Origin of the sequence: Nocardiopsis ganjiahuensis DSM 45031, from assembly GCF_000341085.1 — a bacterium.
Taxonomy (GTDB): domain Bacteria; phylum Actinomycetota; class Actinomycetes; order Streptosporangiales; family Streptosporangiaceae; genus Nocardiopsis; species Nocardiopsis ganjiahuensis.
Genome location: NZ_ANBA01000012.1, coordinates 66,884 through 82,065, shown reverse-complemented (window position 1 = coordinate 82,065; position 15,182 = coordinate 66,884). Strand labels below are relative to the sequence as shown.

Genomic DNA, 15,182 nt, shown 5'->3' with positions numbered 1-15,182 from the left:
CCGGTCCCTTTGTCGTGGGGCACGGAACCGGTAGCCGAGGGCCGTGCCGCACCCCTCTCCCGGAGGAACGCCGATGTTGTCGCCGGAGAACCGGATGCGCCACAGCGCCGAGTTCGGAACGGTCATGCGTTCAGGCCGACGCGCATCGCGTGATGCCCTGGGCGTCGTCTACCTCGCGCCCCCACAGTCACCCGACAGCAGTACCGACACCGACGCCCCGGCCCCGCCGCGCGTCGGTTTTGTCGTGAGCAAGGCCGTCGGGGGAGCCGTGGTGCGCAAGCGTGTGCAGCGACGGCTGCGCCACCTGATGCGAGCACGATTGGCTGTTCTGCCAAACGGTAGCCTTCTGGTAGTGCGGGCCAAGCCCTCGGCCGCGACCATGCGGCAGGAGGACCTGGCAGTACAACTCGACAGCGCGATCGCCGCGGCGCAGCGTCCCAAAGGGACCGCCAAGCGCCGGCGCGGCCGCGGGGGCCCACGCCCCGAACCGGTCGAGTCGGCGAAGAGTGAAGCAGGCGGTGACCGCCGTCCCACGGAGGGCGGAGAACGGTGGGCGAAGCAATGACCGAGCACAGACCGACGGCGCTGGCGCGGCTGTTGATCCTGCCCATCCGCGGTTACCAGCGTTTCATCAGCCCGCTCTTCCCTCCGGTCTGTCGCTTCTACCCTTCGTGCAGCGCGTACGCCGTCGAGGCGCTCCGCGTTCACGGAGGACCGCGCGGGTTGTGGCTGGCCGTCAGGCGCATCGCCCGCTGTCACCCCTTCAACCCGGGGGGTCTTGATCCGGTTCCGCCGCCCAAGGGGCGCCGGAACGAGGAGTCCGAGGAGTCTGCGGGCGGAACCGGGCACACCGGCACCGCTTCCGGGGACCAGTAGTTTCTCTGAACTAGGAGTTGGCCGGTGCTGGACTGGCTTTACAACATCATCGGCCACGTGTTGGTCTGGATCCACTCGGGTCTGGCCATCATCGGCCTGAACCCCGACAGCGGGTGGGCCTGGGGCCTGTCCATCGTGCTGCTCACCGTCGTCATGCGTCTCCTGCTCGTCCCGCTGTTCGTCAAGCAGATGAACACGCAGCGGAAGATGCAGGAGGTGCAGCCGAAGATCGCCAAGCTTCGGGAGCGCTACAAGCACGACAAGGAGCGGCTCCAGAAGGAGTCGATGAAGCTCTACCAGGAGAGCGGCACCAACCCCATCATGGGTTGCCTGCCCCTGCTCCTGCAGATGCCGGTCTTCTTCGCCCTGTTCAGCGTGCTGCGCAGTGTCGCCGAGGGTAACGCCCAGTACGGCTTCACCCCGGAGCTCGCCGACAGCGCCCGCGAGGCGCTGATCTTCCACGCCCCGATCGCCGCCCAGTTCAACAGCTCCCCCGAGGAGCTTCTGGCGCTCGGCGCGACCGACCCCATCATGGCGAAGGTCGTCATCGCGATCGCCTGTGTGGTCATGGGCGTCACGACGTTCCTCACCATGCGTCAGAGCATCAAGCGCAGCATCGCGCAGCAGCCTGACAACCCGATGATGCAGACCCAGAAGATCATGATGTACATGGCGCCCGCGTTCGGGCTCTTCGGTCTCGCGATGCCGGTCGGTGTGCTCGTCTACTGGGTCACGTCCAACATCTGGACGATGGTGCAGCAGCACTTCCTCTACCGGAACCAGCCCCTCCCCGGAGAGGCCGACAAGTCCGGCAAGGGCGCCGACTCCAAGGGTTCGGCCAAGGGCATGCTCGGTCGGAAGAAGGCGCCCGAACCCGCACCTGAACCGAAGGAACAGCCTAAGATCGAACGCAAGCAGCCGAAGAAGCAGGCGCGTTCCAAGCGCAGCGGTGGGGCCAAGTAGGGCCTCCCTGTTTCGTGTCGGCGGCGACGACTTTCGAGTACGCAGGCGACAATGCCCCTGAGGCGTACGACGGCCAGGGACTGACGGATTGAGGAGACGGGATCGCCGTGGGAAGTAGCGAGGAAGAGGGCGGTGGCGTAGCGGTGGCTGAGGCACCTGAGGCCGGAATCGATGTCGAGGCCCTGGAGAACGAGGGTGACATCGCCGCGGACTACATCGAGGGTCTGCTCGACATCGCGGACTTCGACGGTGACATCGACATGGACGTCGAGGGCGACCGTGCGATGGTCTCCGTCGTCGGTGCGACCCTGGACGAGCTGATCGGTGACGACGGCGAGGTCCTGGAGGCCCTCCAGGAGCTGACCCGCCTCGCGGTGCACCGTGCGACCGGTGAGCGCAGCCGCCTGATGCTGGACATCGGCGGTTACCGCGACGGCCGCCGCAAGGTGCTCTTCCAGATCGGTACCGAGGCCGCGGACACGGTCAAGGAGACCGGGGAGATTCACCCCCTGGAGCCGATGACCCCGTTCGAGCGCAAGGTCGTGCACGACGCTGTCGCCGCGGCCGGTCTGCGGAGCGAGTCCGAGGGCGAGGAGCCCAACCGCTACGTGGTGGTCCACCCCGCGGACTGACCGGACACGAACAGACTCGGGGGCGGTGTTTCACGTGAAACACCGCCCCTTCGTCATGTCCGGGGGAGGCGCCGGGGAGGGCCCGGACACCGAAAGGGCCGAGTGTTCTCCGGCGGCGCGGTGTTCGCCACGGCCGCGGTGGGTGTTTCACGTGAAACACGGGCACGGCCCCCGCATAGGATCGTCTCCGGGGCCTTCCCGCAACGAGTCGTCCCGCCCTCGGTATCCCGGGGTGACGCCGCGATTGGATCCGCGTGCCACGCGGCCCGTGTGGGGGAGGGGTCAAACCCCGTGCGCGCGGACGACCGCGATCCGCCGCGCGCTTCCCGCGCCGGTCGGCCTCTGTCCCCTTGTGGACAGGTCGACATGGCGACCCAACGGTTCATGGAAGTGACGATGGACGAGTTCCGACAGGTGGTGACCGATGACCTCGGGCACTGAGGAGCCCGGCGCTACGCTCCCCGCCCCGCCCTCACAGGCCGAGGCGGTTTTCGGCGACACCCTTCCCGTGGCGACGCGCTACGCCGAACTCCTCGCCGACGACGGGGTGCGCCGCGGGCTGATCGGCCCGCGCGAGGTGCCCCGCCTCTGGGAGCGGCACCTCATCAACTGCGCTGTCGTCGAGGAGCTGATCCCCGAGGGCGCGGAGGTGGTGGACATCGGCTCGGGTGCGGGACTGCCCGGCCTGGTTCTCGGCCTGCTGCGCCCGGATATCAAGATGACCCTGCTGGAGCCCCTGCTGCGGCGGACGGTCTTCCTCGACGAGGCGGTCGAGATCCTCGGCCTGACCAACGTCGAGGTTCGACGGGGTCGGGCGGAGGAAGCGCACGGCGAGCTGTACACCGACTTCGTCACCGCTCGCGCGGTCGCGCCGCTCGCCCGACTCGCCGGCTGGTCCCTGCCTCTGCTGCGCAAGGGAGGCAGCCTGTTGGCCCTCAAGGGGGAGCAGGCGGAGGCGGAACTGGCGGAGGCGGAGAAAGACGTTTCGAAACTGCGGCCTGGCGTCAGCGATGTGATCAGGGTGGGGCGGGGTAAAGTCGATCCCGCTACCACGGTCGTTCGCGTCACGGTGACATCCGACGGTGGTCCGTCCGCGTCGGGAGGCTCCCAGAAGAAGGCGCGGAACGGCAAAAAGAAGCGCGGACGGAAGAGGTGAACTCATTCGTGCCCCAGAATCCAGCCGACAACGCCGGTGTTTCACGTGAAACACCGGCGGGCGCCTATGGAGACCTGCTCGATGTTTCACGTGAAACATCAGCGGACCCCACGGTGAGCCAGGGTCCCGAAACATGGACCGGCGACACCGCCAAGGACGGCGCCCCCGACACCCCCATCGCCCGAGCGGCCCATGCCGCGATGGCGGTTCGCGGGCACGAGGACTCCTGGCCTCAACCCAAGTCCTGCCGGGTGATCAGCGTTGCCAACCAGAAGGGCGGGGTGGGCAAGACCACCACGACGGTGAACATCGCCGCCGCCCTGGCCATGCACGGGCAGCGCGTCCTTGTGGTCGATCTCGACCCGCAGGGCAACGCGTCCACCGCTCTCGGCATGGAACGCGACACCCAGACCCGATCGATCTACCACTGCCTGGTCGAGGACGAGGAGATCCGGAAACTGGCCCAGCCGGTCCCGGGCATCCCCAACCTGTGGTGCGCCCCGGCCACCATCGACCTCGCGGGGGCGGAGATCGAACTGGTCTCCCTGGTCGCCCGTGAGGCCCGGCTCAAGCGGGCCTTCGCCGCCTACGACACGTCGGACCTCGACTACATCCTCATCGACTGCCCGCCCTCGCTCGGCCTGCTGACGGTCAACGCGATGGTGGCGTGCGACGAGGTCATGATCCCGATCCAGTGCGAGTACTACGCGCTGGAGGGGCTCGGCCAGTTGCTGCGCAACGTGGAGCTGGTCAAGTCGCACCTGAACACGGGACTGTCGATCACCACGATCCTGCTGACGATGTACGACGGCCGCACCCGGCTCGCCCAGCAGGTGGCCGACGAGGTGCGCTCGCACTTCGGCGAACTCGTCCTGGAGACACTGGTGCCGCGGAGCGTCCGTGTATCGGAGGCGCCGAGCTACGCGCAGTCCGTCATGACCTACGACCCCTCGTCCACCGGGGCAGTGGCCTACCTGGAGGCGGCCCGTGAGATCGCCTTCCGGGCGGAGGGCCTCAACCCCGCCTGACGGCGGTTGTTTCACGTGAAACACTCCGCTCGGCCGGCCGTGCCGGTCGAGCGGAAACATGCAAGGAGTGTGGAGGGAGTTGCCGGTGAGCCAGCAGCGGCGCGGATTGGGCAAGGGGCTGGGGGCGCTCATCCCGCAGGGGCCGACGGCCCCCGCGCCGTCGGAGAGCGTCGAAGAGCCGAAGGCCCCCGCCGCGGAACCCACCGTGGTCGAGGTCGAGGTCCTCAAGGAACTGCCCGACGGTACCTACATGGAGGAGATCGAGCTCTCCTCGATCACCCCCAACCCCCGACAGCCCAGAACGTACTTCGACGACGAAGCCCTGGACGAGCTGCGGGACTCGATCATCGAGGTCGGTCTGCTCCAGCCCGTCGTGGTGCGCAAGCTCGAGGGCGGTGACAAGCCCAGCTACGAGCTGATCATGGGCGAGCGCCGGTTCCGGGCGAGCAAGCTCGCGGAGCTCGAACGCATCCCCGCGATCGTCCGCAAGACGGAGGACGACGAGCTGCTCCGGGAGGCCCTCCTGGAGAACCTGCACCGGCAGCAGCTCAACCCGCTGGAGGAGGCCGCGGCGTACCAGCAGATGCTGGACGACTTCGGGACCACCCAGGGGGAGCTGGCCCAGCAGGTCGGCAAGTCGCGCTCGCACATCGCCAACACGCTTCGTCTGCTCAACCTTCCGGGGAAGGTGCAGTCGCGGGTGGCGGCCGGGGTGCTCAGTGCCGGACACGCACGGGCGCTGTTGTCGATTGACGACCCCGAGGTCCAGGAGCGTCTGGCCCAGCGGGTCAACAACGAGGGCCTGTCGGTCCGCTCCCTGGAGGAGATCGTCGCCCTTCGGGAGATCCCCGAGGAGGAGAAGCCCCGCCGCTCCTCCGCGGGACGGATCAGCAACCCCCCTCAGGTCGAGGAGTGGGCGACGCGTCTGGGCGACCGGCTCGACACCACCGTGAAGGTGGACATCGGTCGAAAGAAGGGCAAGATCGTCGTGGAGTTCGCGACGATGGAGGACCTGGAGCGGATCATCAGCCAGATGGACCGCGACAACTGACCTTCCACCCTCGAGGACGATGGCGGTGTTTCACGTGAAACACCGCCATCGTCGTGTCCGGGGACGGCTGGGGCCGTCTCCGGTGGGGGAGGGGAGGGGTGGTCGCCCCAGGGGTGTGTTTCACGTGAAACACACCCCTGGGGCGACACGGTTGCCGTGGGGTGGCGCGAACCCCGCGACCCGTGTCCGCGGTGGCCGGAACGGTGAGAGGCCCCCAGGGTCGACCTGGGGGCCTCTCGTTCTGCTCGGAGTCGCGCGTTCCCGACCTACAGGAACTCGGCGAGCTCCTTCTCCAGGAGCCGCTTCGGCTTGGCGCCGATGATCTGCTTGACGACCTCGCCGTCCTTGTACACGTTCATGGTCGGCAGCGACATGACGTTGTAGGTGCGGGGGGTGTCGGGGTTCTGGTCGGTGTTGATCTTGACGACATCGATCTTGTCGCCGTGCTCCTCGGCCAGCTTGTCCAGGACCGGGGCCATCTGCTTGCAGGGGCCGCACCAGTCGGCCCAGAAGTCCACCAGGACGGGCTTGCTGTTCTCGAGGACGATCTCCTTGAAGGAGGCGTCGGTGGCGTTCTTGACAGTCGACACTGCTTGGTTCTCCTTGGTTCGACGAAACCGGACGTAAGGCTCAGGAAGGCCTGGGAGGTCTGGGAGAGACCTAGTTGCCCATCTCGGCGAGGTGGCGCTCGGCGTCCAGTGCGGCGGAGCAACCGGTGCCCGCGGCGGTGATCGCCTGGCGGTACTGGTGGTCGACCACGTCGCCCGCTGCGAAGACACCCTCGAGGTTGGTCCGCGTGGACGGGGCGTCCACCTTCACGTAACCCTCCTCGTCGAGCTCGATCTGCTTCTGGAAGAGCTCCACACGCGGGTCGTGGCCGATCGCGACGAACAGGCCGGTCACGTCCAGCGTGCTGGTCTCGTTGGTCTTGTTGTTGATCAGCTTGAGCCCGCTGACCCGGTCCTCACCGATGACCTCGGTGATCTCGGTGTCCCAGAGGAAGCTGATCTTGTCGTTGGCGAGGGCGCGCTCGGCCATGATCTTGCTGGCGCGCAGCTCGTCGCGGCGGTGGATGACCGTCACCGACTTGGCGAAGCGGGTGAGGAAGAGGGCCTCCTCCATCGCGGTGTCGCCGCCGCCGGCCACGGCGATGTCCTGGTCCCGGAAGAAGAAGCCGTCGCAGGTGGCGCACCAGGAGGTGCCCCGGCCGGACAGTTCCTTCTCGCCGGGGATGCCCAGCTCGCGGTAGCCGGACCCGGTGGCCAGGATGACGGTGTGCGCGAAGAAGGTCTCACTGCCCACGGTGACCTCCTTGACCGGCTTGGTCAGGTCCACGTCGGTGACGTCCTCGGGAACCAGCTCGGCGCCGAAGCGCTCTGCCTGCTTGCGCAGGTTGTCCATGAGGTCCGGACCCATGATCCCGTCGGGAAAGCCGGGGAAGTTCTCCACGTCGGTGGTGTTCATGAGCGCACCGCCGGCCGTGATGGACCCCTCGAACACCAGCGGGCGCAGTTCCGCGCGCGCGGCGTACACGGCAGCGGTGTAACCCGCCGGTCCGGAACCGATGATGATGACATTGCGGACGTCACTCACGCTCTAGGCCCTTCACACAGTCGCTGCCCGGCCACGATGGTGTGACAGGGGAAGATGGTTAGCACAACCGATGGTAGGCGCACGCCATTCCCACCCTGACATCCGCCCAGCGTACGGGGGTGGGGTATGGATCTCAGCCCCGTACGGGCCCGCGCCCCAGGGCGGCCCGGACCGCGAGTGCGATGCCTCCGGAGACCGTTCCCCACAGGGCGTTGGTCACGAGTACGGACACGATGGCGAAGGGGTTGGTGATCGGCCCCTGGAGCTCTCCGAGGAGGAACGGGGACAGCACCGCGCTCACCACGATCGCGAGCACCCCGTAGGTCACTCCGGTGAAGACGAGGGTGAGGAACGGCCGGGGGACCCGGGCCACGACCACGGCCGCGATCCAGGCCGCGGTGATGAGCAGGGTCGCCCCCAGCTGGGCCCAGGGCGAGCCGATCGCCTCGGAGATCCCGGTGGCGCTCATCAGGGGGCGCACCAGGGCGAGCGTGCCCAGGGCGAGGACCAGGGACCACGGGATGTCCCGCAGAGGGGCGGTGTCCGGGGTGCGCGGCTGGTGGTTCATGGCGGGTCTCCTCGTGGAAGCGGTATCGACGCTTCCGACGCTACGGAGGTGACGGCTGCCCGGGCGTCCGCCGGCGGTCTCCGCTCCGTACGCCGAAACGCGTAGTCGGACGCGTTCGGGAGAGCGGGACCGGCGGGGGAGCGCTCCGTAGAATCGTCCTGTGCCCGACCACTCCGACCACGTCCGCCACCCCCACCACGAGCGACAGGCCGTCATCGTCGACGCCCTCCTGGGGTTCGCCGTCTTCGCCGTGGTGGCGATCGCGATCGGGGCCGGCATCGGCGGGGGCGACCTCCTCCCCCCGATCGCGGCCTACGGCTTCGCGGCCGCTCTCGGCCTGCTCATGCTCGTCCGGCGCCGCTGGCCGCTGACGGTGCTCCTGGCCACCACGGTGCTTCTCTTCACCTACTACTTCGTCGACCTTCCCGTCATCGGGTTGGCGGTCCCGTCAGCCGCGGCCCTGTACTCGGCGAGCGCGTTCGGGCGGACCTACTGGGCCGTGGGGACCGCCGCGGTGCTGATAGGGGTCTCCACCGCGGTCAGAGCTCTGGAGGGTCAGGACCTGGCCTTCCTCCTGGGATACGAGCTGGTGTCCACCGTGGCGATCATGGGAGCGGCGATCGCCTTCGGCGACGGGGCACGGCAGCGCAGGGAGAGCGCACGCCAGCGGGAGCGGATCGCGGTACTGGACGCCCAGGCGAGGGAGGCGGCGTCCGCCGAGCGCCTGGCCCGCGAACGCGCCCGGATCGCCCGGGACCTGCACGACGCGGTCGGGCACCACCTCTCGGTGGTCTCCCTGCACACCTCGGTGGCGGTCGAGGCCCTGGAGGAGGACCCGGAGAGCACGGTGGACCTGCCGACCGCCCGCGCGGAGCTGGACCACGTCAACCAGGCGGCCAGGGAGGGTCTGCGGGACCTGCGCTCCACCGTGCGGGCGCTGCGCGGTCCGGCCGACGAACCCGGGACCGGGCTCGACCGGGTCGCCGGGCTCGCCCACCTGGGGGAACTGGTCGCCTCGGTCCGGGCGGCGGGGCTGGCCGTCGAGGTGACGGGGGAGGGCGGCCCGGGGTTGCCGGGAATGGCCGACGCGACCGCCTACCGTGTGGTCCAGGAAGCGCTCACCAACACGCTTCGCCACGCACGGGCACGGAGCGCCGAGGTGGTGCTCGAACGCACGGAGGGGGTGCTCACGGTGACGGTCACCGATGACGGGACGGCCGGGACCGCCGGTGGCGCCGCCCCCGGGGAACACGGTGAGGGGTCGGGACTGCTCGGGATGCGGGAGAGGGTGCGAATGGTGGGGGGAACACTGGAAGCCGGACCGGTGCCCGGCGGCGGGTTCCGGGTGAGCGCGCGTCTGCCGCTCGGGGGTGCGGCGTGACCGGGACGGACGACGCGGCCGGCGCGGGCGGCGTGATCAGGGTCCTGCTCGTGGACGACCAGCCGCTCGTACGCACCGGGGTGCGGTCACTGCTGGAACGCGACGGCGACATCGGGGTGGTGGCCGAGGCCGCCGACGGCCGCCGGGCCCTGGTGGAGATCGACCGCTTTCGCCCGGAGGTGGTCCTGCTGGACCTCCAGATGCCCGCCATGGACGGGCTCGGCGTGCTGCGGGAGCTGGAACGTCGACGTGTCGACACGTCGGGGCGCCGACATGTCGACACCCGGGTCGTCGTGCTCACCACCTTCGGCGAGGACGAGAACGTGTTCGCCGCGCTGCGGCTGGGCGCCGCCGGGTTCCTGCTCAAGGACGCGGGGCCCCGCGAGCTCCGGAAGGCGGTCCGCACGGTCGCGGCGGGGGACGCCCTGCTGTCGCCCGGGGTGACCCGGAGCGTCATCGAGCGCCTCGCCGGCAGTGAACCCGCTCCCGAGGCCGCCGCGCGCCTGGAGGGGCTCACCGGACGCGAGCGCGAGGTCCTCGGCCTGGTCGGCCGGGGGATGACCAACCAGGAGATCGGCGCGGAACTGCACCTGAGCCCCGCCACCGCCCGGACCCACGTGGGCCGCCTGCTGGCCAAGCTCGGCGTGCGGGACCGCGTGGGCCTGGTGGTGCTGGCCTACGAGAGCGGGATCGTGCGCGCCGGAGGCAGCTGACTACAGGGGCTTCTCGGCGAGGACGCCCTCGTGGACGTCGCCCTGCGCGCAGAGCCGCGGGTCGAGGACGACCACCCCTGTGCCGTCGGTGTCCTGGGTGAAGAGGACCCACGCGCGCTCGGCTCCGTCACCGGAGTCGAAGAGCGCGTCGTCGACCAGGGTGACCCTGACGCCGTTGGCCTCCTCGAACCGGGTGACGCATTCCTGCGCACCGTCGGGCAGCTGCTCCTGCGCCTGGGTGCCCACGCCCTCCTCCTGCTGCTCGGCCCCTTCCGCGGCCAGGACCTCGGCCGCCTGAGCGCCGAGCCCTTCCTCGGTGTAGACCGTGCCGCTCGCCACCGGCTCGGCGGAGTAGGACTGCGCGGTGTCGGGGGCGGCCTCCGGTTCGGTCTCCTCGTCCATCAGCGGTGAGGCGACGCCGCTCTCCTGTTGGCCGCCCATCACCCCGTTGACGATCGCGGCACCGCCGCCGACCACGAACACCGTCGCGGCGGCGACCGCCATCAGGTGCGGCAGACCGAAGCGTCGGCGCCGGGCGGCGATGGGGACGACCGGTGCGAGCGAGTCGTCCGCGGGTGTGCCGGGTTCGGCGGTCACCGGACCGTCGGGCCCGGCTGCCGGTGCCTCGGCGGGCGAGGCGGACGCCGGGCGTTCGCCCAGGGCCTCGGTGATGCGGCTGTCGAGGAGGTCGGCGACGTCCTGCGGCAGCGCTGGTGCGGGTGCCTCGGCGAGGACACGGGTGATACCCGAGAGCTCGTCGAGGGTGGTGGCGCAGGTCGCGCATGTCTCGGTGTGGGCGGCGACGGAGCGTTCCTCGTCGGGGTCCAGTAGGTCCTCGGCGAAGAAGGCCAGTGCCTCCACGTCTGGATGGGACGTCACGATGGGTTGGCACCTCCTCTCCCAGATGTGACGTCTCGGGGAGCCTGAGGGTTCCTCAGGTGGGCCAGTGAGGGAAGAAGTTTGGCGCGACCTCGAGCACACCGGCTCTTGACCGTGCCGGAGGCGACCTCGAGGATCTCCGCGGCCTCGTCCACCCGGTAGCCGAGCATGTCCACGAGGGTCAGCGCCATGCGCTGGTCCAACGGGAGCAGGTCCAGGGCGGCGTGCACGTCCAGACGGGCCTCGGTCTGCGAGGCGTGGTCGTGCCCGCCCCCGGAACGGCTCAGGCGCTCGTTGGAGATGACGTCGAGGGTCTCGTCCTCGGTCGGGGTGGCCGGGCGCACCTTGCGGCGTCTGAGGCGGTCGTGGCAGGCGTTCACTACGATGCGGTGCAGCCAGGTGGTGACCTGGGACTCCCCCCGGAACCGGTCGGCGGCGCGGAACGCGGACAGGAAGGCGTCCTGGAGGGCGTCCGAGGCCTCCTCGGAGTCACCCATCATCCGGATGGCGACAGCCCACAGGCGCTCACGGTGGCGGCGAACCAGTACCGCGAACGCCTGTTCGTCACCCTGAGCGTGCCGTGACAACAGCTCCTTGTCAGGAAGCTCCTGGGACGCGTCCATCAGCGCTGATCACATACCCCACAACGAGAACTAGGTCCCGCGTACCTCGACCTCATTAACCGTTCCACGGTAGTCACCACCGTTTTCGGGCAGTTCGGTGAACCAGATCAGGACGTACTGTCCCGTGGCGCTCTCCTCGAGGGGGATCTCCTGCGATCCCCCGCTGCCTGCCCAGACACTCTCGTACGCGTCCAAGGACGTGCTGTCAGTGTCTCCGACACGAATCTCGAATTCGTATCCCTCTCCTGACATGTTGAGGTCGACCTCGTGGATCTCGCGGCTGTCCCCCAGGTCGAGGCGCAGGCCCACGCCGTCCTTGACCCTTGACAGGGGGTCCCGGTAGCCCTGGGTGTTCCAGGCGGTGCCGGGGTCCTCGTCGAACGCCCGGTAGGCGCGGTCGCTGTGCTCGTCGGTATCACCGAAGGGGTTGAAACCGATCGCACCGGAGATATCGAGCGGTGTGAGGTCGGCGCCGTCCGGGGCCTCCTCGGTCGCGTTGGCGCTCGGGTCGGTCGGCTCCTCCGCTCCGGGGTGGAACGACGAGCCGATCTGCCAGGCGCCGACGACGACCGCCGCGAAGAGCGCCACCGCCACCGCGCCGATCAGGAGACGCCTGGCCGAACCGCCCTGGTTGCGGGCGGTCCGCTGGTCCGTGCGGGAGGGCGCGGGACGGGCGCTCTCGGCGCGGGCCGGAGCCGAGCCGTTGCGGCTGCTGTGCCGCTGGCTGTTGGTGGAGCCGAACTCGCCCGTGCGCCGGGAGGTCCCGGGCTCGGGCTGCTGCACGGCCTCCACGGGGGAGACCGGCAGCGGGATGAGCCGCGGTACCTCCGCCATGGCCGCGCAGAACTCGGCGGGGCTGCTGATGGGCGGTCCGGGCACCATCTGTCCGACCAGCTGCGGCAGGGCCGCGCGGGTGGTGATGGTGGCCAGGGGTTCGCTCACGCCATGGCGGAGCTGTCCGGGCGGGTAGGGGCCCATGGGCCCCTGGGGGGCGCCGGGCAGACCGCTCTGCGGGCCGCCGGGCCAGTACCCGGTGAGCGCCGCGTAGAGCAGGTTGCCCAGTCCCTGCGCGTCGACCGCACCGGGCTGGGGGACGTTGTTCCCCAGCAGTGCGGCGTCCACGCCGATGCCGGTGACCTTGACCGCTCCGCCGCTGCTCCACATGAGCTTGCTGGGGGTCAGGCACAGGTGGTGCAGTCCGCCGGCGTGCGCCGCGGCGATCGCCTCGGCCGCCTCGGCGACCAGGCCCGCGGCGCGTTCGGGTTCCATCGGCCCCTGCGCGAGGAGTTCGGCGAGGGAGGAGCCGATGACCCACTCCTCGACGACGTAGGGGACGGGTGAGGTGTCGTCGGCGTCGAAGACCTGGGTGACGCGGGCGTCCGGGATGCGGCTCGTGGCCCGGGCCGCTCGTACGACCTCTGACGTGCGTGGGAAACCTTCTGCGAAGGTCCATACCGCGACCGGACGCGCGAGCGTCTCGTCGGTGGCCTTCCACCGGGTCGCTCCACCGGTCTCGCTCACCACGTGGTCGAGTCGGTAGCGGTTGGCCAGCTTCGCCCCGGGTTCGATCAGGAAGGTGCTCATGATGGGAGTGACGGGCGCCAGTGCCGCTGGGTCGCGTGTCGCCGTTGCGGGCGTACGCGAGGGGGTCGGCCCTGTTTGCTGTCCCCAGCCTCCCTTCGGGCAGCTCGGATAAACGATGCTCTGGCGGTAAAGCGGTGTCTGTCCATGCTAGGACGCCTGAACAGCCTCTTTGGAGGACAACGGATACTCATTCACCTTCTGGGACGTACCAGGGTGCGACTACCCAACGTCATCCGTTCCAGGTGATCAGCGGCGTCGCAGCCGTGTTCTGACCAAATCCAGGAATGCTGTGACTTCAGCCACATTAAGGAACTTGGCGGCAACCAAGAACAGTACGGCACCGACCAGTCCTCCGGCCACCATCGACGCGAGCGCCGGCCACAGGTCGCCCGGCAGGCCGTTGGTCACGTAGATCATCAGCACGCCGAACGCGGCCGCCGGAATCGTGGCCACATGCAGTTTGACCAGTGTCGAGGCGGTCCTGCGACCGTCCAGGCCGTTGAGCTTCCTGTTCAGGATGTACCACATGATGACGGAGCCGACGATGTAGTAGAGCCCGTACGGAACGGGCAGCCACACCACGATGTGCTGCGGGCTGTCCGCCATGAAGTACAGCAGGCTGAGGGCCGTGACCGCGTGGGCGATCTCGGAGGGGATCGACACCAGGGCCGGGGTGCGGGTGTCGCCCAGCGCGTAGAACACGCGCATCTGGAGCTGGAACAGCGTGAAGGGGATCAACATCACGCAGAAGACCATCAGGATGCGGCCGATCGCGGCCGCGTCCTCGGCACTGGTGCTGCCCTGCGCGTAGATCATCACGCAGAAGGGGACCGCGAAGACGATCATCGCCACCGCGATCGGGACGATCAGCACCGAGGAGAGCCGGAAGCCCCGGGAGAAGTCGCTCCGCACCTGGTCCTTGCGCCCGGCGGCGACGTGCTCGCTCATCCGGGGCAGCAGGGCCGTGATGACCGAGACCGCGATGATCGCGTACGGCAGCTGGAACAGCATCGAGGCGAACTTGTACGCCGCGATACCCGCCCCCGTGTCGTAGCCGAGGTCGGCGGCCATGGAACCGGCGCGCGTGGCGACGTTGGTGGAGACGAGCGCGCCCACCTGGGCGACGACGATGTAGAGCATCATCCACGAGGCGGCGCCGGCCGCCTCACCCAGCCCGGAACCGCGGATGTCCAGCCGGGGGCGCCAGCGGAAGCCCGCGGCCCACAGCGCCCAGAGCAGCACGGCCGCCTGGACGACCTGTCCGAGCGCGGTGCCCAGGCCGAGCAGGGCGAGTTCGCTCTGGGTCACGGTGTCCGGTGTGCGTCCCGGTCCGGCGATGGACAGGAACCACAGGCAGATGCCGATGATGACGACGTTGTTCACGACCGGGGCCCACATGGGGGCGCCGAACCTGTTGCGCGCGTTCAGCATCGCGCTGGCCAGACCGCTGGCGCCGATGAAGAAGATCTGGAGCACCAGGTAGCGGGCCAGGATGACCGAGACGTCGTACTGCGCCCCGCTGAACCCGCCCGCGTAGATCCGGATGAACCACTCGGCGATCAGCACCGACACCAGGGTCAGCCCGAACAGAGCCAGCAGCATCAGGGTGACCAGGCGCTGCTCGGTCTTGTTCCCGCCGTCGGCGTCCAGCTTGCGCCGCTTGACCAGGAACGGCACGAACACACTGGCCAACAACCCGCCGATGAGCAGGTCGTAGATCATGTACGGCACCATGCCGGCGGTCTGGTAGGCGTCACCCAGCAGCTGGGTGCCGATCGCCGCCGCCAGCACGATGGTGCGGACGAAGCCCGTCACACGGGAGGCGATGGTGCCGACCGCCATGATCGCGGTCGACTTGGCGATGTTGCCCGGACCGGTGTGGGACGACCCGCCGATCTCGTCGCCGTCCTCCAGACCCGCGCGGTCCGCGGTGCCCACGTCGCCGATCTCGCTCGGGTCCCGGACCGTCTTCAGCCCGGTCTCCGGCTCGGTCCGGGGTTCTGCGCGCTCATAGGCGTCGAGCACGTCCCCGGGCATCACCATGTGGCGCCCGGTCGAACTCTCGGGGTGGTCCTCTGGTCCGGGCTCGGGACCGTCGGCGTACTGACGGGGGTGATCGCTGGACACCGTCGGGT

Annotated in this window: 16 protein-coding genes; 9 read left to right on the top strand and 7 right to left on the bottom strand. The window is 69.3% G+C overall.

What is annotated here, in order from left to right; all coding sequences use genetic code 11:
- Positions 1-73: 73 nt before the first annotated feature.
- The 7 genes from rnpA (at position 74) to D458_RS0117560 (ending at position 5,706) form a co-directional block, all read left to right on the top strand.
- Positions 74-565 (top strand): ribonuclease P protein component, encoded by a 492-nt coding sequence (gene rnpA / locus D458_RS35570; RefSeq protein ID WP_083936345.1) that lies wholly within the window; start codon positions 74-76, stop codon positions 563-565.
- Positions 562-876: a membrane protein insertion efficiency factor YidD gene (yidD, locus tag D458_RS0117585; RefSeq protein WP_017588067.1), complete on the top strand. Its 315-nt coding sequence runs from the start codon at positions 562-564 to the stop codon at positions 874-876. Before rnpA ends, yidD begins: the two co-directional genes overlap by 4 nt.
- A gap of 24 nt (positions 877-900) precedes the next feature.
- Complete coding sequence (yidC, locus tag D458_RS0117580) at positions 901-1,839, top strand: membrane protein insertase YidC (RefSeq protein ID WP_017588066.1); 939 nt, start codon at positions 901-903, stop codon at positions 1,837-1,839.
- Between the two features lie 143 nt (positions 1,840-1,982).
- Positions 1,983-2,471, top strand: a complete 489-nt coding sequence (locus D458_RS0117575) for a Jag family protein (RefSeq protein ID WP_017588065.1) — start codon at positions 1,983-1,985, stop codon at positions 2,469-2,471.
- 424 nt (positions 2,472-2,895) lie between these two features.
- Positions 2,896-3,627 (top strand): 16S rRNA (guanine(527)-N(7))-methyltransferase RsmG, encoded by a 732-nt coding sequence (rsmG, locus tag D458_RS0117570; protein ID WP_017588064.1) that lies wholly within the window; start codon positions 2,896-2,898, stop codon positions 3,625-3,627.
- Positions 3,628-3,827: 200 nt separating this feature from the next.
- Complete coding sequence (locus D458_RS0117565; protein WP_193374630.1) at positions 3,828-4,655, top strand: ParA family protein; 828 nt, start codon at positions 3,828-3,830, stop codon at positions 4,653-4,655.
- Between the two features lie 85 nt (positions 4,656-4,740).
- The gene (locus D458_RS0117560; protein WP_026119415.1) at positions 4,741-5,706 is read left to right on the top strand and encodes a ParB/RepB/Spo0J family partition protein; all 966 of its coding nucleotides are present in this window, start codon (positions 4,741-4,743) and stop codon (positions 5,704-5,706) included.
- Between the two features lie 266 nt (positions 5,707-5,972).
- Here the strand turns inward: D458_RS0117560 and trxA are convergent, their stop codons facing one another.
- The 3 genes from trxA to D458_RS0117545 all read right to left on the bottom strand — a co-directional run bounded on the left by trxA (position 5,973) and on the right by D458_RS0117545 (position 7,867).
- Positions 5,973-6,296 carry a thioredoxin gene (gene trxA, locus D458_RS0117555; protein WP_017588061.1) on the bottom strand — a complete coding sequence of 108 codons (324 nt, stop codon included), beginning with the start codon at positions 6,294-6,296 and terminating at the stop codon, positions 5,973-5,975.
- A 70-nt stretch (positions 6,297-6,366) separates the two neighbouring features.
- Positions 6,367-7,299 (bottom strand): thioredoxin-disulfide reductase, encoded by a 933-nt coding sequence (trxB, locus tag D458_RS0117550; RefSeq protein WP_017588060.1) that lies wholly within the window; start codon positions 7,297-7,299, stop codon positions 6,367-6,369.
- Between the two features lie 133 nt (positions 7,300-7,432).
- Positions 7,433-7,867, bottom strand: a complete 435-nt coding sequence (locus D458_RS0117545) for a hypothetical protein (protein WP_017588059.1) — start codon at positions 7,865-7,867, stop codon at positions 7,433-7,435.
- A gap of 160 nt (positions 7,868-8,027) precedes the next feature.
- On the opposite strand from D458_RS0117545, the gene D458_RS0117540 reads away from it, so the two are divergent.
- Complete coding sequence (locus tag D458_RS0117540) at positions 8,028-9,248, top strand: sensor histidine kinase (protein WP_017588058.1); 1,221 nt, start codon at positions 8,028-8,030, stop codon at positions 9,246-9,248.
- Positions 9,249-9,280: 32 nt separating this feature from the next.
- Positions 9,281-9,961, top strand: coding sequence for a response regulator (locus D458_RS0117535; RefSeq protein WP_026119413.1), 681 nt, complete (start codon positions 9,281-9,283; stop codon positions 9,959-9,961).
- Here the strand turns inward: D458_RS0117535 and D458_RS0117530 are convergent, their stop codons facing one another.
- From D458_RS0117530 to murJ, 4 genes are all read right to left on the bottom strand, one after another.
- Complete coding sequence (locus tag D458_RS0117530; RefSeq protein ID WP_017588056.1) at positions 9,962-10,822, bottom strand: hypothetical protein; 861 nt, start codon at positions 10,820-10,822, stop codon at positions 9,962-9,964.
- A 14-nt stretch (positions 10,823-10,836) separates the two neighbouring features.
- A complete protein-coding gene (gene sigM, locus D458_RS0117525; RefSeq protein WP_017588055.1) occupies positions 10,837-11,463 on the bottom strand; it encodes an RNA polymerase sigma factor SigM in 627 nt (208 codons plus the stop codon).
- A gap of 30 nt (positions 11,464-11,493) precedes the next feature.
- Positions 11,494-13,047, bottom strand: a complete 1,554-nt coding sequence (locus tag D458_RS0117520; RefSeq protein WP_017588054.1) for a protein kinase family protein — start codon at positions 13,045-13,047, stop codon at positions 11,494-11,496.
- A gap of 246 nt (positions 13,048-13,293) precedes the next feature.
- Positions 13,294-15,090 (bottom strand): murein biosynthesis integral membrane protein MurJ, encoded by a 1,797-nt coding sequence (gene murJ, locus D458_RS0117515; protein WP_017588053.1) that lies wholly within the window; start codon positions 15,088-15,090, stop codon positions 13,294-13,296.
- Between the last annotated feature and the right edge of the window lie 92 nt (positions 15,091-15,182).